The sequence below is a fragment of the Hafnia paralvei genome (assembly GCF_020150375.1).
Classification (GTDB): Bacteria; Pseudomonadota; Gammaproteobacteria; order Enterobacterales; family Enterobacteriaceae; genus Hafnia; species Hafnia paralvei.
In genome coordinates this window covers 4138249-4159075 of sequence record NZ_CP083737.1, presented here as the reverse complement: position 1 = coordinate 4159075, position 20827 = coordinate 4138249, and the positions used below count along the sequence as shown (strand labels likewise).

The 20827-nt window shown below is 47.1% G+C and carries 15 protein-coding genes; 11 read left to right on the top strand and 4 right to left on the bottom strand.

All coding sequences use genetic code 11. The annotated features are described in order from the left end of the window. The first annotated feature begins 160 nt into the window (after positions 1-160). The gene (locus tag K9N75_RS19280; protein ID WP_114446028.1) at positions 161-1789 is read left to right on the top strand and encodes an ABC transporter substrate-binding protein; all 1629 of its coding nucleotides are present in this window, start codon (positions 161-163) and stop codon (positions 1787-1789) included. A 93-nt stretch (positions 1790-1882) separates the two neighbouring features. On the opposite strand, the gene K9N75_RS19275 is transcribed toward K9N75_RS19280, so the two are convergent. After that, complete coding sequence (locus K9N75_RS19275) at positions 1883-3328, bottom strand: sigma-54 interaction domain-containing protein (protein WP_008815359.1); 1446 nt, start codon at positions 3326-3328, stop codon at positions 1883-1885. A 193-nt stretch (positions 3329-3521) separates the two neighbouring features. Here K9N75_RS19275 and dokD point away from each other — a divergent pair, with 193 nt between their 5' ends. The 4 genes from dokD to K9N75_RS19255 are packed head-to-tail and all read left to right on the top strand — an operon-like array spanning position 3522 to position 8946. Then, positions 3522-4919 carry an ornithine/lysine decarboxylase DokD gene (gene dokD / locus K9N75_RS19270; protein WP_008815358.1) on the top strand — a complete coding sequence of 466 codons (1398 nt, stop codon included), beginning with the start codon at positions 3522-3524 and terminating at the stop codon, positions 4917-4919. A 56-nt stretch (positions 4920-4975) separates the two neighbouring features. Continuing rightward, positions 4976-6397, top strand: coding sequence for an APC family permease (locus K9N75_RS19265; RefSeq protein ID WP_008815357.1), 1422 nt, complete (start codon positions 4976-4978; stop codon positions 6395-6397). A gap of 1 nt (position 6398) precedes the next feature. Further along, positions 6399-7502, top strand: a complete 1104-nt coding sequence (locus K9N75_RS19260; protein ID WP_061059503.1) for an alanine/ornithine racemase family PLP-dependent enzyme — start codon at positions 6399-6401, stop codon at positions 7500-7502. 46 nt (positions 7503-7548) lie between these two features. Next, positions 7549-8946: an amino acid permease gene (locus K9N75_RS19255; RefSeq protein ID WP_008815355.1), complete on the top strand. Its 1398-nt coding sequence runs from the start codon at positions 7549-7551 to the stop codon at positions 8944-8946. Between the two features lie 38 nt (positions 8947-8984). On the opposite strand, the gene K9N75_RS19250 is transcribed toward K9N75_RS19255, so the two are convergent. After that, complete coding sequence (locus K9N75_RS19250; protein WP_008815354.1) at positions 8985-9488, bottom strand: GNAT family N-acetyltransferase; 504 nt, start codon at positions 9486-9488, stop codon at positions 8985-8987. A 510-nt stretch (positions 9489-9998) separates the two neighbouring features. Here K9N75_RS19250 and atoS point away from each other — a divergent pair. The 6 genes from atoS to K9N75_RS19220 all read left to right on the top strand — a co-directional run bounded on the left by atoS (position 9999) and on the right by K9N75_RS19220 (position 17345). Continuing rightward, positions 9999-11849: a two-component system sensor histidine kinase AtoS gene (gene atoS, locus K9N75_RS19245; RefSeq protein ID WP_223283568.1), complete on the top strand. Its 1851-nt coding sequence runs from the start codon at positions 9999-10001 to the stop codon at positions 11847-11849. Then, positions 11846-13240, top strand: coding sequence for an acetoacetate metabolism transcriptional regulator AtoC (gene atoC, locus K9N75_RS19240; protein ID WP_039184694.1), 1395 nt, complete (start codon positions 11846-11848; stop codon positions 13238-13240). The genes atoS and atoC overlap by 4 nt, the downstream gene beginning before the upstream one ends. Positions 13241-13508: 268 nt before the next feature. Next, on the top strand, positions 13509-14174 hold the full coding sequence (atoD, locus tag K9N75_RS19235; RefSeq protein ID WP_008815351.1) for an acetate CoA-transferase subunit alpha: 666 nt from the start codon (positions 13509-13511) through the stop codon (positions 14172-14174). Next, positions 14171-14836, top strand: a complete 666-nt coding sequence (locus tag K9N75_RS19230; RefSeq protein ID WP_004097238.1) for a 3-oxoacid CoA-transferase subunit B — start codon at positions 14171-14173, stop codon at positions 14834-14836. Before atoD ends, K9N75_RS19230 begins: the two co-directional genes overlap by 4 nt. Beyond that, positions 14833-16155: a TIGR00366 family protein gene (locus K9N75_RS19225; RefSeq protein ID WP_130975529.1), complete on the top strand. Its 1323-nt coding sequence runs from the start codon at positions 14833-14835 to the stop codon at positions 16153-16155. The genes K9N75_RS19230 and K9N75_RS19225 overlap by 4 nt, the downstream gene beginning before the upstream one ends. 11 nt (positions 16156-16166) lie before the next feature. Then, positions 16167-17345, top strand: coding sequence for an acetyl-CoA C-acetyltransferase (locus tag K9N75_RS19220; protein WP_008815348.1), 1179 nt, complete (start codon positions 16167-16169; stop codon positions 17343-17345). 88 nt (positions 17346-17433) lie between these two features. On the opposite strand, the gene K9N75_RS19215 is transcribed toward K9N75_RS19220, so the two are convergent. Together K9N75_RS19215 and K9N75_RS19210 are read right to left on the bottom strand one after the other, a co-directional pair. Next, a complete protein-coding gene (locus K9N75_RS19215; protein WP_224452012.1) occupies positions 17434-20289 on the bottom strand; it encodes a valine--tRNA ligase in 2856 nt (951 codons plus the stop codon). Positions 20290-20317: 28 nt separating this feature from the next. Beyond that, positions 20318-20767, bottom strand: coding sequence for a DNA polymerase III subunit chi (locus K9N75_RS19210; RefSeq protein WP_004097243.1), 450 nt, complete (start codon positions 20765-20767; stop codon positions 20318-20320). Positions 20768-20827: the final 60 nt, after the last annotated feature.

The window sequence follows — 20827 nt, the reverse complement described above, 5'->3', positions numbered from 1 at the left end:
TATATTTATCAGTATTGAATTACGCGTTGAATAAATAGGCGCGTGATGTAAATGCGGTATGTCACATCTAATGTAAATAGTTAGTTAAATTCATTGTAAATCGAAGCCATAGAGATTAAACAAATAATACCTATAAAAATCACTGCATAAGGTGAACGTAATGGCTGCAAACCAACATAAAATACAACGCAATATCTGGCTTACATTAGGGCTAATGGGAATGTGTAGCTCTGCGCTGGCGGCGGTTATCCCCGCAGGAACAGAACTGGCGACTAAGCAGGAACTCGTCAGAAATAACGGCAGTGAACCCGCATCGCTTGACCCGCATAAGGTCGAGAGCGACGTTGAGTTTAATATTATCAGCGATTTTTTTGATGGGCTGGTCGGCATTAAACACGATGGCAGCATAGAGCCTCGATTGGCTGAAAGCTGGGAGAATAAAGACAACCGCGTTTGGACGTTTCATTTAAGACCTGATATTAAGTGGTCGAATGGCGAGCCTATTACCGCGCAGGATGTGGTATTTAGCTGGCGTAGGCTTGTCGATCCTAAAACGGTTTCTCCTTATGGTAGCTATCTTAATAACATGCATGTCACTAACGCAGGGGAAATCGTGGCGGGCAAGCAATCACCGGATACGCTTGGTATCAAAGCGCTGGACGATAAAACCGTACAGGTAACGCTGAATCAGCCGGTGGCCTATTTTCTTTCGATGCTGGCGCATAACTCATTAGTGCCTATCAACCAGAAAACCGTAGAGAAATATGGCGATAAATGGACTCAGCCGGGAAATTTTGTCAGCAGCGGTGCTTACACCCTTTCGCAATGGGTTGTGAATGAAAAAGTGGTTGGAGAACGTAATAAAAACTATTGGGATGATGCCCATACGGTGATTAACCGTGTGACTTATTTACCTATTGCATCTGAAACAGCGGATATAAATCGTTATAAAGCCGGAGAAATCGATATTGCTTATCCGGTTCCGCAGATTCAATTTAAAGCGCTAAAAGCGCAGTTGGGTGAGCAGGTTCATGTTGAACCCAATCTGGCGACGTATTATTACCAATTCAATACAACAAAAGCGCCATTTAATGATCCTCGGGTGCGGTTGGCATTAAACCTTGGTTTAGATAAAGATATTATTGCCGAGAAAGTATTAGGCCAGGGACAGCGGCCGGCATGGATGACGAGTCAGGATACGACCGGTGGTGTGACGTTCAAGAAGCCAGACTACGCAAGCTGGACGCATGAACAGCGGATCACCGAGGCGAAGAAATTGCTGAAAGAGGCTGGTTTTAGCGAAGCGAAACCATTGAGTTTTGATTTACTCTACAATACCTCGGAGTCTCATCAGCGAATTGCTATTGCGGCAAGTTCGATGTGGAAAAAAAATTTAGGCGTGGAAGCCAAACTGCAAAATCAGGAATGGAAAACCATGTTAGACACCATGCACAGCCGCACTTATGACTTGGTACGCTATGCATGGATTGCCGATTATGATGATGCTTCAACCTTTTTAAATAATTTCCGTACTGGCGATAGTCAGAATACTACCGGCTTTAGCAACGCTGATTTTGATGAGGCAATGAAGCAAGCGGCAATGGCTGGAAGTCTTGAACAAAGAGGGCAGTTTTACCAGAAGGCAGAAGATGTTCTCGCGCAAAATGTTCCTGCTATTCCTGTTTACCAATATGTGGTCGTTAAGCTAGTAAAACCGTATGTCGGTGGGTATCACACTAACAATCTTGGATATTTCTATACCAAGGACATGTACATTAAAAAACATTAACTGAATGCGTTTTTTATTCTGACAAAGATATTCTGTAAACGTCACTCATATTAATCCACCGACCTTTTGGCCGGTGGATTATGACTAAAATGGTTAAGCTCCGTTAGATAATACCCCTAATCGAATCGCATATTTTTTGATTTTATAATGCAGCGTTGTACGGGATAGCCCCAGTTTTTTGGCGGCTTCTGCGACGTTGCCATTGGCATGATTAAGCGCACGGGTAATCAGGTGTTGTTCAAACTGGGCCACTTGACTGACGAGATCGCCGTTGCTGGCAAATGACTCAAGAGTATGGAGTTGCTCTGCAGGCACCTCGCGAGCCGTGCTGCTTTCAGGGAATAGCTCTGGACACTCCTCATCGTAAGCAATGTTTTCTAACGGACCGTCGCGTTCTTGCATAATCATGCTGCGTACGATGGTATTTTCCAACATACGGACGTTACCAGGCCATGAGCGCTTCAGTAGAATACTGCAGGCCTTCTCACTTATTCCCTGAATGTCATGCTCAACGTCATCGCGATATTTATCAATAAAGTAGCGACTCAAAAGCAGGATATCCTCTGGTCGGGAGGCAAGCGGTGGCAACGCGAGCATCCCTACTCCAAGACGATAGAACAGGTCTGCGCGCATTCTATTTTGCTTGATTAACTGGGTAGGGGATTCATTCATTGCTGCTACGATACGCACGTTGGAATGAATCTCATGATTTCCCCCCAATTTCCAGAAGCTTTTGTCCTGTAGAAAGCGCAGTAGCTTGCTTTGCATTTCTATTGGCATGGCATTCAGTTCATCGAGGAACAGGGTTCCACCGTCAGCAAGCTCAAGATAACCTTGGCTATTTTCTGCACCGGTAAAAGCCCCTTTGACTGTGCCAAAGAGGGTGCTCTCTATCAACGTTGGAGGTAGCGCGCCACAGTTTAGGGCGATGAAAGGCTTTTTCGCCCGCTTGCTGCAACGATGTATTAAGCGCGCAAAAAGCTCTTTGCCAGTGCCGGTCTCTCCCACAATGACGACAGGAATATCGTTGACGGCAAGGCGTTTACCTTTGTCTATCAACGCAAGCATTGCGGCGTTTTCCGTAATGATGTCGTGCGTGTTTTCTGCTCGATTTGAGTAGAGTAATTGATTTAATTCGACAACCTGCTCTTGCAATCGGCGCACGCTGGACATGTTTCTGCCAATCTCAATCACGCCGACCATTTCACCACTGCTGCCATACAGCGGCGCTGTGGTGTGCTGATAATCTACGGCCTGCCCTTTAGCGTTGTAATAGACCTGATAGTGACCGATATATTCCACCCCCTGTTTGAGAGAGTGCAGCATAGTGCTTTGTGACTCTTTCATCTTGGGGTACACGTCCAGCATGTGGTGACCGAGCGCCTGCTCAACGGTATAGCCATCCAGATCTGCGCTTTCCTGATTGTAATAAACGTATTTTCCCTCGCGATTAATAATCGCTAATGGCTGGTGGATAAGATCGAAGAAGCGAGAAAACATCTCAAGTGCATGCTGCAATTCTGGATCGAGTGGAGGCATATGTGTGTCCTTTCAAAAAGTGACGGATTTTCGTCACTTAGGTAACTTTTCGAATATATGACAAAATTTTTTTGTTATCTGTTTTATTATTTTATTGATTTTAAAGGAAAATAATTTTGGCATGGTGGTTGCAATAACAATGTTATCTGTATGGGTATATCACACATCAAGCCGTCGATAAGCAGAGGATTTTATGTCAGATAACATCGTTAAAAACTATAACCAACTGCGTCAAAACGTTATTGAGCAAGATCGTCGTTTCACTAGCCATAATGGAAAACTGTGCTTTGAAGGTGTAGACGTCGAGGCCTTGGCAAAAAAATACGGTACCCCGTTTTATGTGTTTTCTGAGCCAGAGATTGTGCGCAACATCAAAGAAATTGAGCAGGCGTTCTCTGCGCATGCCAATACCAAAACGTTTTTTGCCTCAAAAACATGTTCGGTGATGGGCGTATTGAAAGCGATTAAAGATGCAGGCATCTGTGCAGAGGCTAACTCGCTTTATGAGGTACGTAAGTGTCTAGAAATCGGTTTTTCCGGTAGCCAAATCGTATTCAATGGAGTGGTAAAAAAGCCGGAAGATCTCGAGTATGCTATTGATAATGAACTCTATCTTATCAACGTCGATAGCCTGTATGAGCTTGACCATATCGACGAAATTTCTCGTCGTTTGAAGAAAACGGCCAACGTCTGTGTCCGCGTAGAACCAAACGTTCCCTCTGCCACTCACGCTGAGTTAGTCACTGCGTTTCATGCTAAATCGGGGCTGGATCTCGAGCAGGCAGAGGAAACCTGCCGTCGTATTCTGCAAATGCCTTATGTGAAACTGCGTGGCTTACACATGCACGTTGGTGATCAGGTTCCAGAATCAGAGCCTTTTGCGAAAGCGACCAAGGTGTTGGTAGATGAATCTCGCCGTTTGGAAGAAGTTCTGGGGATCAAATTTGATTTGATCAACGTGGGTGGCGGTATTCCAGTACCTTACAAATATGATGAAGAGAATGGCGATCCGTTAAAAGACAACATGTATGCAGGGATCACGGCTCAGGACTTTGCTGATGCAGTGATTCGCGAAGTGCATAAATGGCGTACTGACGTTGAAATCTGTATTGAACCAGGGCGCAAAGTCACTGGGTCTGCAGCCGTGCTGTTAACCGACGTATCCTGTGAAAAACGTAAAACAAACTATGACCTTGAAGGTAATGTTGAATGCCACGTTGAATGGAAATTCGTGGATGCGGGCTACAGCGTTTTGTCTGACAGCCAGCATTTCGACTGGTTCTTCTACGTCTATAACGCTTCTCGCATCACTGAGCCGCACGATCAGTATATCAAGCTAGCGGGTCCGCTGTGTGACGGTGGGGATTACTTCCATATGGGCGTCAAAGGGGAAGAGTTCTTATTGCCGCATGATACCCAAATTGGTGACGTCGTCGTGTTCCTTGATGCGGGAGCCTACACCATTGAAAGCCAGACGGTTTACAACAACCGCCCACGCACTGCGGTGGTGATGATTGACAATCAGGGCAAGGATCGACTGATTCGGCGCGAAGACACCTACGAAGATATGGTCAAGTACGACATTTTCTAATTTGCCCTTTGCTACAGAGGGCGACGGTCGCCCTCTGGTTTTCTCTGGAGATGACCATGAGTAATAGCAACTCAAGTCTGCTCGGAATCAAAGACATCGTTTTTATGAACGTCATTGCGATTCTGAGTTTACGACAAATACCCAACGTGGCGCCTTATGGGGCATCAGCCATGTTGCTGTGGGTTATCGCTGCTTTTTGCCTGTTTTTCCCATTAGCAATGGTGTGTGGCGAGCTGTCTACCGGTTGGCCAAAAGACGGTGGTATTTTCGTTTGGATTAAAGAAGCCTTTGGCAAACGCATCGCATGGATAGTCGTGGTGTGCTTTCTTTTTTCCTGTGTGCTGTTTTTCCCTCTGATGCTGCAATTTGGTTTTACGGCGTTGGGCTATATGTTCAGCGATAGTTTGGCTGAAAGTAAGGTATTTATCGGCGTTGGCTCCATGGTGATATTTTGGCTGCTGACTCTGTTGAATATTCGTGGCATGCAGTGGACAAAAATAATTAATAGCGTCAGTGCTTGGTGCGGCGTATTTATTCCCTCCTCAATTTTGATCCTGCTGGCTGTTGTTTGGCTGTGTACTGGACACGAAATGCAGACCGACTATGCAACGGCGGCAAACTGGATCCCTGACCTTAGCCATTGGGACACCATTGTTTTCTTATCTAGCATGATGTTTGCCTTTGCTGGACTAGAAGTTGCTCCGATGATTGCTGGGCGCACTCGTAATCCTCAGCGTGATTTCCCGCGTGCCATGGCGGTTTCTGCCGTCGTGATAGTGGGTATCTATATGGTGGGTACTTGGGCGCTGAATACGCTGTTACCGGCTGGTAATACCGATATCGTAGCGGGCGTGATGCAGGCGATGCGTTCTGCGGCTGATACATTGCACATGCCGTGGTTATTGCCTGTGATGGCCATCTGTATGTTTTTTGGTGCGCTGGGGCAAATTAACTCGTGGTTAGTCGGTCCAATTTACATGCTGCAAGAAGCTTCACGTGAAGATAATTTGCTCGGCGAGCGCATCGGTAAACTGCACCCTAAATATCAAACGCCGGCTTTTGCACTGGTGATGCAAGCTCTAATCGTGACTGTTTTGTGCTTTTCTACTTTCGTCTCTCCAAGCGTTGCTGCTGCGTATTGGATGCTGACTGCGTTAACAACCATCACCTATTTCATTCCTTATCTGGTGATGTTCCCAGCATTTTATCGCCTGCGTATCACTCAACCGGATACGCCTCGCAGTTTTAAAATTCCTGGCCGCGTATTACCCGTGTTGCTACCGGCTTTGGGCTTTATTTCTATCGCCTTTGCCGTATGTCTGTTGTTTATTCCCCCTTCGCAGATCGATATGGGGAGTTATTTCCAATATGCCGGAAAAATTATCGGCGGGGCACTTTTAGCTGTCATCGTGGCGGAAGTGATTTATCACCGTGCTCAAAAGCGCAATGCAAAATTGCTGGCTGGTGAGGTGAAATAATATGTACATGCCAACGCTTGAAATCGATTTAAAGAAACTGACCGAAAATGCTCGTGTGGAAAAAGAGATGTTAGCCGCACACGGTATTGAGGTTATGGCAGTGAATAAAGTTTTTGATGGTTGTATTGAAACTGCACAGGCCGTTTTAGACGGCGGAATTAACGTGATCGCAGAATCGCGTACCTATAATTTGAAGAAAATTCGCGCTACGGGCTGTACGACCTGTCTATTACGTAGCCCATGCTTGAGTGAAATTGAAGATGTGGTGCGTTACGCGGATATCAGTCTGAACAGCGAACCGGTGGTTATGCAGGCGCTCTCAGATGAGGCCCAGCGTCAGGGAAAAATTCATCAAGTCTTGTTAATGATTGATATGGGGGATTTACGAGAGGGCATTTGGTTTGCCCACTACGAGCAAATTCTGGCGACAGTAAAACTGATTGAAGAGCTGCCGGGGCTTGCTCTGTACGGGCTCGGAACTAATTTCAACTGTTATGGAACCGTCTTGCCGACGGTGAAAAACGGCGAAGACTTTCTTGAAATCGCTAAACGTATTGAAACGGATTCAGGCGTGAAAATTGAGCATCTTTCCGCCGGAAACTGCACCAGCTATCACCTGTTGGACAAAGGTATCTGGCCTGCGGGATTAAATCATTTACGTATCGGTGGATTGCATGAGTTTGGCATCGAATATGTGGATATGAAGTATCTCGATGCTTTCCACCATTCAGGCAAAGATGTCGGCAAGGCATGTTCTGATATGTATATGCTGCATGCAGAAATTATTGAGCTTAATAGTAAACCGACGGTTCCTGTCGGGGAGCTCGGCGTTGACGCTTTCCTGCAGCCAAAGTCATTTACCGATCACGGCACGCGCAAACGTGCGTTGTTGGCATTTGGTCGTCAGGATGTGCCGGCTGAAAACTGTGTACCTCAAGACGATGCTATCAGCGTGTTAGGTCAAACCAGCGATCATACGCTCGTTGATATTGAAGATAGCCAACAACCGCTGAAAGTTGGGGATATCGTCAGCTTTGAACTGGATTACACCGGTTTATTGATGGCGTGCCAAACGCGTGGTGTGCAACGACGTTTCAAATATTGATACTTAACCTAATGCCGGTGGGAGAACCCACCGGTAGGGGGAATCTATGAGCCGTATGCAGGAAGTGCCTCCCCCGCAAGAGGGAACAACACTACGGCGTACTCTCAAAAGACGTCATTTGCTGATGATGTCTTTAGGGGGCACCATTGGAACGGGTTTATTTATCGGTATTGCTGAACCATTACATACGGTTGGCCCGTTAGGAACGCTGCTGGCCTATCTTATCGCTGGTAGCGTAATGATGATGACCATGATGTGTCTTGGCGAGCTTTCCTGCGCGTTTCCACACTCAGGCTCATTTCAACACTATGCATTGATGTTTCTTCCCCATCCTATTTGGAGCTATGCCATTGGCTGGCTCTATTGGCTTAGTTGGGTATTTTCACTGGCGGCCGATCTGACTGCCGCAGGATTAATCGCTCATCAGTTTATGCCAGATATCCCAGTATATTATTTCTGCCTAGGGATTTTATTGTTATTAACCGCTGTGAATTTGTTATCTGCTAATGTGTTTGGCGAGTGTGAATATTGGCTTTCTGCCATTAAAGTTTTCGCGATTATTTTCTTTATCCTGATCGGCCTCTATCTGATCATCCAGATGTATAACCAAACTCCGTGGCAGCCAACGCTAAAAACCGCTGATGGATGGTTTCCACACGGCGTGTGGAGCATTTTTATTTGCATGACTATCGTGGTGTATTCTTTTCAAGGTGTGGAATTGGTTGGGAATGCGGCTGGAGAAACTGAATCCCCTCAAAAAGTTTTACCAAAAGTCATTAAAGGGATTGGTGTACGCATTATTCTCTTCTATGTGCTGGCGATTTCTATTTTGGCTTTGGTTTATCCTTACAACCATCCTATTCGCGGAGTGAGTCCGTTTGTCTGGGTTTTTGAACGAGTCGGCTTACCCAGCGCCGGAACACTCATGCTGATCGTGATTCTTTCTGCTGCGCTTTCTGCCGCCAACTCTGCCATTTATGCCAGCTCTCGGATGCTGTGGTCGATGGCAAAAGATGGTTTCGCACCAAAAGTCTTTGCCAGCGTGAATATGCAGGGCGTTCCGGCTAAAGGTATTTTATTTACTGCGGCTATTGCGCTGGTTTCACTATTAACAAAATACATCTCGGCTCAAACGCTCTATCTCTATCTTATTGCGAGCACAGGACAGGTTGGTTGCTTGGCGTGGATGGTTATTGCTTGGTGCCAATATCGATTTCGTAAGCAGGTTAACGCTGGGCTCTATCCACAAGAGACGATCAAATATCGCTCCCCGTTCTTTCCTTGGATTGCTTGGATTTCAATTGTTTTAAACGCGGCGGTGATTCTGGGAACGTGGTTTAGCCCGCAGGGGATGAGTATGCTGGTGGCTGAGGGGGTTTTACTCATCATCATACTGGCGTCTTATCGCTGGCGTGAGCGGCTAGAATGCAGTTCGTTAAATTAAAACAGGCCGAATGTATCGGCCTGAAGACAGAGTGAAGATTACAGATCTCTTAGCATCCTAACTTCGCAATCCACATGACGTGTACTGCCTAGCGCTTCGTCGATATGTTGAAAACCAAGCTTTTCGTATAGCGCGATAGCCGCGGTGAGAGAGGCGGTTGTTTCCAGATAGCATTGGGTAAAACCGTTCTCACGGGCAAAATCCATCGCCTGAAGTGCCAATTGTTTGGCCAACCCTTTGCCGCGTAACACTGGCAAAAAATACATTTTCTGCAACTCGCACAAGGTGATATCGGCCCCCTCAAGCGGTGCTATGCCGCCGCCGCCAACGACTTTTCCATCTAGTTCAACAACCCAATAGGCACTGCGTGGCTGGCTATAGACGTCAAAGAGGTGATCGAGATTAGGGTCTGAAACGGTATAACCTTTGTCTGCGGTAAGCCCGCATTCTGCTGAGACTTCACGAATAACTTGAGCAATGTCGGAGTTGTCGCTGGGCGTCATTGGGCGCACTAGCAGGTGAATATGGGTTGCAGTCGTCATTGTTTTTCCAGTAATAGCATGTAATCCGTGGTTTCTGTCTCCGCTTGTCGTTTTGTTGCGCAGCGTTACTGATCGGATAAGTGGAGATTAGCAATAATTCTAATATACCCTAAATAATTCGAGTTGCAGCTATCATCGCGGGATGAGGCATAAGGCTGGTCTGAGTCACAAACGCCGCTAATGCCTCTGCCACGCCAAGTATTACGGGTATACCATTGCACAAGGTCAAGATGCAATATCTGATCATCAATGTGATTTTTCTTCTTGTGCTATGTGTTTCTGCACCAGTGATAAATCTCTCTTCTATTTGATTAACCTCATTCATTGCTGACTTTGAGAGTGTGCTCAAAGCTTATTGTTTAAAAAAGCGTATATTTATCTACAGTTTTTAATTTCTATGATAATTAAGAATTTCTGATGATATGAGAGTGGAATATATTGTCATAAATATTTTCTTAACTTAATTTTAATAAATATGAATTTTTTATGCGCCTACACCGAAATATCATTATGAATTGGCTGTTGAGACAATATTTCACACTAGGGAATCGATTATTCCCAGCAACGTTACGTGCCCGAATGATTTGTTTGGCCGTTTTTATGGTTTTCCTTCCTATTTTAGTGATGTCGTATTTTGTTGAAAAGAATGGCAGAACAGCATTGATAGAGGAGAAGCAGAATAAGCTTTACTCTATCGCTCATCTACTTGATGACGCTTTAGGTGATGATTTAACGCTCTATGCAACGGCCTCACGGCAAGAAAGAATTGCTGCGTTGAATAAGGTGTTGGCCGATAGAACGGAAAAAATAACGCGTGCATTTCCAAACGTTGGAGCCGGTTATTACCATAGAGATGTTGATGCCATCATCACCTATGCGCCACAGGCGCTGTATGGCAGCAAAGTGGGCGTTTCGATTGCGCAGGATCATCCCGGAAGAACGGTGATGAAAAGCGGTAAGGCTGAGATCAAGTCGGGGTCGCAGGTCAGGGGAGATGTTCTTAATGCCATGATCCCGATTCGCCGGAAGGGTGAAGTCATTGGTTATATTTGGGCTAATGAGTTTTCTAACGATATTGATAAGCAGGCTTGGGCTATGGATGCCAGCATTATCAGCGTGATAAGTATTGGCCTTATTAGCAGCCTGTTTTTGATCCTCTCATTTTCACGACGTTTATCGAGAGATGTGGATTTAATTAAAGAACGATTGAGTAAACTTCCCTTTGATTTAAATACGAAGATGCCACCGCTTAAAGGGGAGATGGAAGGTATTGCGGATAAAATTAACCATTTGGCTTACGCGCTGAAAGAAGCGAAAACCTTGAATGAATTAATTATCGAAAGCGCCGCCGATGGGATGATTAGCGTTGATGTTAACGGGCGTATTATTATGTGTAATCCGGCTGCGGTTAATATTACGGGTTATTCATTAGTCGAGCTTTTCGATCACGATTACGCCGCTATCTTTGAAAAGGATGAATATCGTAGTCCCTTGCTTGATACGCTAAAACACGGTGTGGAACACGTTGGCGTTGAGGTCAGTTATCCAGCAAAAGAACGCGTGTTACAAATCAAAGCCAGCAGTAGCCAATTACGTAACTCCGATGATGAAATTATTGGTGCTTTGGTGATTTTTACCGACCTTACGGAGCAAAAAGAAATGCAGCGCCATATCGCTCAGGCTGAACGATTGGCTACGCTCGGTGAGCTTATGGCTGGGGTTGCACATGAGGTACGAAATCCATTAACCGCTATTAGTGGGTTTATCCAATATTTAAAACAGGGTGAGAGCGATCCACAGCGAATTGAATATATCGATATTATTATTCACGAAGTACGCTCTATTAATAAAGTTATTCAGCAGCTTTTAGACTTTGCGCGTCCACAATCCAGACTGTTCCAAGAAGTCTCCATTAATCAGATTATAAAAGAAACGTTAGTGTTAGTTCAGACCAATGGAGTGAATAGCCGAATAGACTTTTCTATTTCACTGGATGAAACGCTGCCCGCTCTTGAGGTAGACGCTAGTGGTTTGAAACAAGTATTCCTGAATTTGCTTATTAATGCCGTGCAGTCAATTCCCGCTAAAGGTGAAATTTCTATAGAAACGACCCGCTTAACGATGGAAAAGATACAGATCACAATCAAAGATACCGGCGGTGGCATGAGTGATGACGTTCAGAAGAAAATATTCATGCCGTTCTTTACCACCAAGTCACAGGGTACAGGATTAGGACTATCGATTGTGCAGCGCATTATTAACGACCACTCTGGTGACGTGATAATAGAAAGTAAAATTCACCAGGGCACAAAGGTCATGATTATTTTACCTCTGAAAAGAAATAATGGGAATTTGCTATGAGCCAGCCTTGCCGTATTCTTATCGTTGATGATGAAAAAAACGTTCTCAGGATGTTGAACACGGTTTTTTCACAGGAAGGTAATCAGGTTTTCTGTGCAGATAATGGTCAGGATGCACTGGCTATTTTTGAACAAGAAAGGCCTGATGTCGTGTTGATGGATATTCGCATGCCAACGATGAATGGCCTTGAAGCTTTGCAGCGCATGCGAGAGAAATGGCTGGATACGCCGATTATTTTAATGACGGCTTATGCCGCTGTTGAAACGGCCGTGGAGGCATTACGCCTAGGCGCTTTCGATTATGTGATCAAACCGTTTGAGCTGGATGAGTTAAAACTCTTAATTAATCGTGCGCTGCAATTACGCAACATGAAGCAAGAAATCAATATTCTGCACCGTGAACTGTCAGATAGTTATCACTGTGACAAAATTCTGACGAATAACCCTAAAATGATGGAGTTGTGTAGAACCATTGCCAAAGTGGCTCAGAGCCACGCCAATGTGTTGGTCACAGGCGAAAGTGGTACTGGCAAAGAGCTTATCGCGAAGGCGATTCACTATAATAGCCCGCGTTCTAAACAACCGTTTATTAAGGTTAACTGCGGCGCATTGCCCGAATCGTTGCTAGAGAGCGAATTGTTTGGCCATGAGAAGGGCGCATTTACCGGCGCGCAAATGCAACGGCAGGGGCTATTTGAGCGTGCCCATCAGGGAACACTGCTGCTGGATGAAATTGGTGAGATGCCACTTAATTTGCAGGTGAAGCTGTTGCGCGTATTACAAGAACAGGAGTTTGAGCGCGTTGGCGGCAGCCAAACTATCAAAATCGATGTGCGCATTGTAGCGGCTACCAATCGTGATTTGAGCGACATGATCGAGCAAGGTGAGTTTAGGCGCGATCTTTATTATCGTCTTAATGTGATGCACTTATATTCATTGCCTCTACGTGAAAGACCGGAAGATATTTTATTACTGGCGCGCTATTTTTTACAGAAATTTAGTGCGGAAAATAATAAAGATATTATCGGATTTGACGTCAGTGCTATTCGTATGCTTGAGAATTATCCATGGTTAGGCAACGTGCGTGAGCTTGCTAATGCCGTTGAACACGCTGTGATTATGAGTACGGGGTATATGATTTTCGTTGACGATCTACCCATCGGATTTCAGCAGGAAATGATTCAAGACACAGCTGTAGTGGAAAATAATCCGAAAATGACAGAGCTGCTCGATAAACCAATAAAATTAAAAGAGAGCTTAAAACAATATGAAAAAGAGATTATTGAGCGAGTGCTGGCAATATATCAGGGCAACCGTATCGATACGGCTAAAGCGCTGGGAATTAGTCGCCGAGCTTTAATGTATAAGCTTCAGGAATACAGTATTAATTAGCTATCTTAATGTTATTTTCAACCATTCCCTTTAGTCATCGTGATCACATAAATTAATGTTCAGGTGAAGTTTCTTGCAGCGATGGGTGCAAGAAATTGCACCTGTGTTCACTGTTTATTTTCTTACTATTTAAATTACGTGAAAATATATCCTTAAAATTCATTTGGATAGATATTCGTATGTTCATTTTCTACGGTTGATAAATAATGGCCTGCTCATTGCAATGGCCTTGGTGTAGCCCAGTAAGGGCAAACTCTAAGGAGCTGCAATGAAAAATAAAAAAATATCTCTCGCTGATGTGATCCCTTATTTCCATGATGGGATGACGATTATGTTTGGCGGGTTTATGGGGGTTGGGACGCCACCACTATTAATCGAAGCCTTACTTGAATCTGGTGTAAAAGACTTAACTATTATTGGCAACGATACCGCGTTTGTAGACACCGGCGTCGGCCCATTGATCAGCAGTGGCCGAGTCAAAAAAGTTATTGCTTCACACATCGGTACTAACCCTGAAACGGGGCGTCGGATGATTGCCGGTGAAATGCTGGTTGAGCTTGTTCCACAGGGTACGTTGATTGAGCGCATCCGTTGTGGTGGTGCAGGGCTTGGCGGTTTTCTGACCCCAACAGGCGTTGGCACCGTGGTCGAAGAAGGCAAGCAAAAGATCGTCCAAAACGGCGTTGAATATTTATTAGAACTTCCGCTGCGTGCCGATTTGGCTCTTGTACATGCACATACCGCCGATTGTTCCGGCAATCTGACCTATCAACTCACTGCCCGAAATTTCAATCCCATCATTGCATTAGCGGCCGATCTGGTTATTGCCCAAGCAGATCAGATGGTTGATGTCGGCTCTATCCTGCCCGATCAGGTTATCACGCCAGGTGCATTGATTGATTACGTAGTGGTTTCACCGGAGGTTTGCTCATGAATGCGAAAGAGTTAATTGCGCGCCGTGTTGCGTTGGAACTTAAAGACGGCAACGTTGTGAATCTAGGGATTGGGCTACCAACGCAGGTAGTGAACTACTTGCCTGATGGCATTGAAATCACTCTGCAGTCAGAGAATGGATTCTTAGGTCTTGGTCCAGTGACTGAAGCCTGCCCAAACTTGGTGGACGCCGGAGGCAAACCTTGTGGTTTGCGAGCTGGCGCCGCCATGTTTGATAGCGCTTTTTCATTTGCATTAATTCGCGGTGGTCATGTTGATGCCAGCATTCTCGGCGGTTTGCAGGTCGATCAGCAGGGAAATTTAGCTAACTGGATGGTGCCAGGAAAAATGGTGCCAGGCATGGGGGGCGCAATGGACTTGGTGACCGGTGCTCGCCACGTGATTATCGCCATGGAACATTGTGCTAAAGATGGTTCAGCGAAAATTTTACCGCTGTGTACGCTACCGCTCACGGCGACAAACTGCGTCGATATGATCGTGACCGAGTTGGCGGTATTTGCCTTCTCTGAAGGGGCACTCATTCTCAAAGAACATGCACCTGGAGTCTCTTTGGAGACCATCGTAGAGAAGACCGGCGCGCAGTTTAGCGTGGCGAGCGATTTCAAAGAGATGCCCATTCAGATCAATGAGGGGGCACTATGATTGGACGCATTTCTCGTGCGATGTCGGCAGTCGTTAGTCGCTATCTTCCTGACCCTCTGATATTTGCCATGTTGCTGACCATGATTATGTTCATCATTGGTCTTTCTTGTACGCCGCACTCTGCGATACAGATGGTGCAAATGTGGGGAGATGGGTTCTGGAACCTGCTTGGTTTTGGGATGCAGATGGCGCTCATTATTGTTACCGGCCATGCGCTAGCCAGTTCTGCTCCGGTTAAACGCCTATTGAGAACCGTGGCATCCATGGCGAACACGCCGGTTCAAGGCGTCATGCTGGTGACTTTCTTTGGCTTGGTGGCCTGCGTGATTAACTGGGGTTTTGGGTTGATTGTCGGCGCCATGTTTGCCCGAGAAGTTGCTCGGCGCGTACCCGGTTCTGACTATCCGCTGCTGATTGCCTGTGCCTATATCGGCTTTATGACTTGGGGCGGTGGCCTTTCTGGCTCAATGCCTTTGTTGGCCGCGACCCCAGGTAACCCCGTTGAGCATATTGCGGGGCTTATCCCTGTCAGCCATACCTTGTTGTCTGGCGCCAATATTTTTATTACCGGCACGCTGATCGTCCTTTTACCGTTTATTACCAGAATGATGATGCCAAAAGCAGGATCTGTAGTTTCCATCGATCCCGCTTTACTCGCTGAAGAACCTGATTTCCAAAAGACCCTTTCAGCGGATGCAACGATAGCTGAAAAAATGGAAGAGAGCCGCATTATCACGCTCATTATCAGCGCGTTAGGCATCTGCTATTTGGTGATGTATTTCTGGAACAACGGTTTCAATCTGACAATAAACATTGTCAACCTGCTGTTCATGATCGCCGGTTTGCTGCTGCATAAAACGCCGATGGCCTACATGCGTGCGGTGACGGCCGCTGCGCGCAGCACGGCGGGTATTCTGGTTCAATTCCCTTTCTATGCGGGTATCCAGTTGATGATGGAACACTCGGGGTTAGGTGGAATGATCACCCAGTGGTTCATCGAAATCGCCAACAAAGACACCTTCCCGGTCATGACTTTCTTCAGCTCTGCGCTGATCAACTTTGCCGTCCCTTCTGGTGGTGGGCATTGGGTTATCCAAGGACCGTTTGTTATTCCAGCCGCTCAAGCGCTAGGCGCTGACTTAGGCAAGGCCACCATGGCTATCGCCTATGGTGAGCAGTGGATGAACATGGCGCAGCCATTCTGGGCATTGCCAGCACTCGCTATCGCAGGTTTGGGAGTCCGCGACATCATGGGTTATTGCGTCACCGTGCTGCTCCTAACATGCCCCATTTTCATTATTGGTTTGGTCTTCTTCTAGGGAATCTCATTATGGAAAACGTCGTTATTGTCAGTGCTACTCGTACTGCTGTAGGGAGCTTTAATGGCTCACTCTCTTCTATTCCTGCCGTTTCTCTTGGTGAAATCGTGATTCGTGAAGCGTTGAATCGTGCCGGTCTAGATGTGAATTTGGTTGATGAAGTTATCATGGGCAATGTGCTTCAGGCTGGATTAGGACAAAATCCTGCGCGGCAGGCGGCGCTTAAGGCGGGTATTGGGCATCAAGTACCTGCCTATAGCGTCAACAAAGTGTGCGGCTCCGGTTTAAAATGCGTAGCGCTGGCTGCTCAGGCTATTCGCGCAGGCGATGCTAGAGCGGTGGTTGCCGGAGGTATGGAGAATATGACCCGAGCTCCCTATCTGCTAGAAAGCCAAGCTCGCTGGGGATATCGGTTAGGTGATGGCCAAGTTTATGATGTGATTTTGCGTGATGGGCTTATGTGTGCAACGGAAGGTTATCACATGGGGATCACCGCGGAGAATGTGGCTAAAGAGTATGGCATTAGCCGCGAAGAGCAGGATCGCATCGCGTTTTCATCTCAACAAAAAGCTTCTCTAGCGATTGCCAATGGGTGCTTTGAAAAAGAAATTACGCCGGTAGTGATTAAGAATAAAAAGGGCGATCAGATTTTTTCTACGGATGAACATCCGCGTATGACGTCGTTAGATAAATTAGCCAGCTTAAAACCCGCCTTTACCTCAGAAGGAACGGTAACGGCAGGCAATGCGTCAGGTATCAACGATGGTGCCGCGGCTTTGGTTGTGATGTCCGAAAGCATGGCAAAAGAACAGGGGCTAACCCCGCTTGCGCGGATCCGTAGCTACGCCAGCGGCGGTGTTGCACCTGCGTTGATGGGAATGGGCCCGGTTCCGGCAACGCTGCTAGCACTTAAAAATGGCGGTTTGAGTCTGTCGGATATCGATCTTATTGAGGCTAATGAAGCCTTTGCAGCCCAGTTTGGCGCAGTAGGGAAAACGTTAGGGTTGAATGAGGATAAAGTGAACGTGAACGGCGGAGCGATCGCGTTAGGTCATCCGATAGGTGCGAGCGGTGCGCGTATTCTGGTTACTCTGCTACACGCTTTAGCCGCCAGAGATAAGACGCTAGGTTTAGCAACGCTGTGCATCGGCGGTGGGCAGGGGATCGCAATGGTGGTTGAGCGCATTTAATCTACAAAAATTTTCTCAAGTTACCGATAAGAAAACAGGGAGCGATTATCGCTCCCTGTTTATATGTTGCTAATGAAAAGACGAATAATTACAGCGCGGCAATAACCGCTTGTTGTTCGATCAGCTTCGCTTTCGCGTCAGCATAACCGTTCATCTTCTCGCGCTCTTTAGCAACAACGGCCTCTGGTGCTCGAGCGACAAAACCTTCGTTAGAGAGTTTTGCTTCGATACGGCCAATCTCAGCTTCGATTTTAGCCACTTCTTTAGCTAAACGATCCAGCTCGGCATCTTTGTCGATCAGGCCAGCCATCGGGATCAGCAGCTCTGCGCCGTCAACCAGCTTGGTCACAGATACCGGACCTTTATCGCCAGCAGGCAGTACGGTGATGCTTTCCAAACGCGCCAGTGATTTGATGAAGCTCAGGTTTTCCTGTACACGGCGTTGTGCATCAGCGCTGCATTCACGCAGAAGCAGTTCTAGTGGCTTGCTTGGCGCAATGTTCATCTCAGCACGAATATTACGTACCGCGATGATGGCTTGTTTAATCCACTCCAGATCCGCCAACGCTTTCTCGTCAACCTGAGAAGCGTCGAACTCAGGGAATGGCTGCAACATGATGGTGTCGGCAGTAATTCCCTTCAGGCCTTTCACTCGCTGCCAGATTGTTTCGGTGATATATGGGATAACTGGATGCGCTAAGCGCAACAGTGCTTCCAGTACGGTCACCAGCGTGTGACGAGTGCCTCGCAGTTCAGCTTCAGAACCCCCGTTCATGACTGGCTTAGTCAGCTCCAAATACCAGTCGCAGAATTGGTTCCATGTGAATTCGTACAGAATATTAGCCGCCAGATCGAAGCGGTAGCTATCCAGCGCTTCACGGTACGCTTTTACTGTCTGATTAAACTCAGAGAGGATCCAGCGATCGGCCAGAGACAGCACCATTTCACCACCGTTCAGGCCACAATCCTGATCTTCGGTGTTCATCAGCACGAAACGGCTAGCATTCCACAGCTTGTTACAGAAGTTACGATAACCTTCCAGACGCTTCATATCCCAGTTAATGTCGCGACCGGTTGAAGCCAGCGCTGCGAGAGTGAAGCGCAGAGCGTCGGTGCCGTGTGGCTCAATACCTTCTGGGAACTGCTTTTCGGTACGTTTAGCGATTTTCTCAGCCAACTGTGGCTGCATCATATTGCCAGTACGTTTTTCTAACAGCTCTGGAAGCGAAATACCGTCGATCATGTCCAGCGGATCGATAACGTTACCCTTGGACTTGGACATTTTCTGCCCTTCGTCATCACGGATAAGGCCGGTCACATACACGGTTTTGAATGGAACCTGTGGTTTGCCGTTTTCATCTTTCACGAAATGCATGGTCAGCATGATCATGCGAGCGATCCAGAAGAAAATGATGTCAAAGCCACTGGTCAACACGTTGGTTGGGTGGAACGTTTTCAGCGCTTCAGTCTGTTCAGGCCAACCCAGCGTTGAGAAGGTCCACAGGCCGGAAGAGAACCACGTATCCAGAACGTCGTCGTCCTGTTTCAGTTCTACGTCAGCGCTCAGATTGTTTTCGCGGCGAACTTCGTCTTCGTCACGGCCTACAAATACGTTGCCTTCATTGTCGTACCACGCTGGGATGCGATGACCCCACCACAGCTGACGAGAAATACACCAGTCCTGAATGTCGCGCATCCAAGAGTAGTACATGTTCTCGTATTGCTTAGGTACGAACTGAATTTCGCCCTGCTCAACGGCTTCGATCGCAACTTTCGCCAGCGGCGCAGTACGCACGTACCATTGGTCGGTTAGCATTGGCTCGATAACCACGCCACCGCGGTCGCCGTAAGGAACGGTGAGATCGTGAGGCTTGATTTCAACCAGCAGGCCGGCATCTTCACAGGCTTTTACTACGGCACGGCGAGCGGCAAAACGCTCCATGCCGCGGAATTGTTCTGGGATTTCGTTGCTATAAACGTCGGTTTCTTCGCCGTTGGTGTCCAATACTTCTGCTTCGTCGCGAATGTCGCCATCGAAGGTCAGAATGTTAATCATTGGCAGCGCATGGCGGCGACCGACTTCATAGTCGTTGAAGTCGTGGGCAGGGGTGATTTTCACACAGCCGGTGCCTTTTTCCATATCGGCGTGTTCATCGCCCACGATAGGAATGCGACGACCAACCAGTGGCAGTACCACGAATTTACCGATCAAATCTTTATAACGCGGATCTTCTGGGTTTACCGCCACGCCGGTATCACCCAACAGGGTTTCAGGACGAGTGGTTGCCACAACGAGATAGTCTTTACCATCGGCGGTTTTTGCGCCGTCAGCCAGCGGATAACGCAGGTGCCACATGGAACCTTTAGTTTCGCGGTTTTCAACTTCCAGATCGGAGATTGCGGTGCGCAGTTTTGGATCCCAGTTCACCAGACGTTTGCCTCGGTAAATCAGGTCTTCTTTATACAGACGAACAAACACTTCTTTAACTGCGTTAGACAGCCCATCATCCATCGTGAAGCGCTCGCGCTCCCAATCTACGGAGTTGCCCAAACGACGCATCTGGCGAGTGATAGTGCCGCCAGATTCTTCTTTCCATTGCCAAATTTTGTCGATGAAGGCATCACGACCATAGTCATGGCGTGTTTTGCCTTCTTCGGCTGCGATTTTACGCTCGACAACCATTTGAGTTGCGATACCCGCGTGGTCAGTACCAACCTGCCACAGGGTATTTTTACCCTGCATGCGTTGATAGCGGATCATGGTATCCATGATGGTCTGCTGGAAAGCGTGACCCATGTGCAGGCTGCCGGTGACGTTCGGCGGCGGGATCATAATACAGAAGCTTTCTTTGCTGGTGTCGCCATTCGGCTTGAAGTAGCCCTGCTGTTCCCAGTGCTCGTAGAGCGGCTGCTCAATGTCTTGCGGGTTATATGTCTTTTCCATGGTTCGTCTGTTCTTTGATTTTGATCGATCAGTGAGTTGGCGGCGTAGCCGTGGTCAATTGGAAGCCGACGCTGCGGTAGATTTTATAGCGCTCACGCGCCAACTGCTTTAAAGCGTCTTCATAAGGAACGAAGTCTATCACTTCATGGAAAGCGGTGGCAAAATCCGCGAACTCGGTCTGTAGGCAGATCATCAGTTCGCGCGGTGCATTGCCGCGTTTTCCAGGCCATGATAATTCCACGGGCGCGCCGTAATGCGGACCTTCACCCGCGAGATTATGTGGCACGAACTGATGGGGATCTCGAGCCCATAGCGCCTCATCCAGTTTTACCGCCTGTTCCTGACTTTGGCAGGCAATGAGAATTCGTTTACCTGAACGCCATTGTTCGGCAGCAAGGTCACAGGCCAGCGCCTCAACGGCATCCAGTTCACCATCAGGTTGATGATGTTCTAGAAGATAGAAGGTTGCCTGTTTCATGATGTGATTGAGCCTTAAGCTTATACAGCACTTATGAAGTAGTGAAATAAAAACAACTAA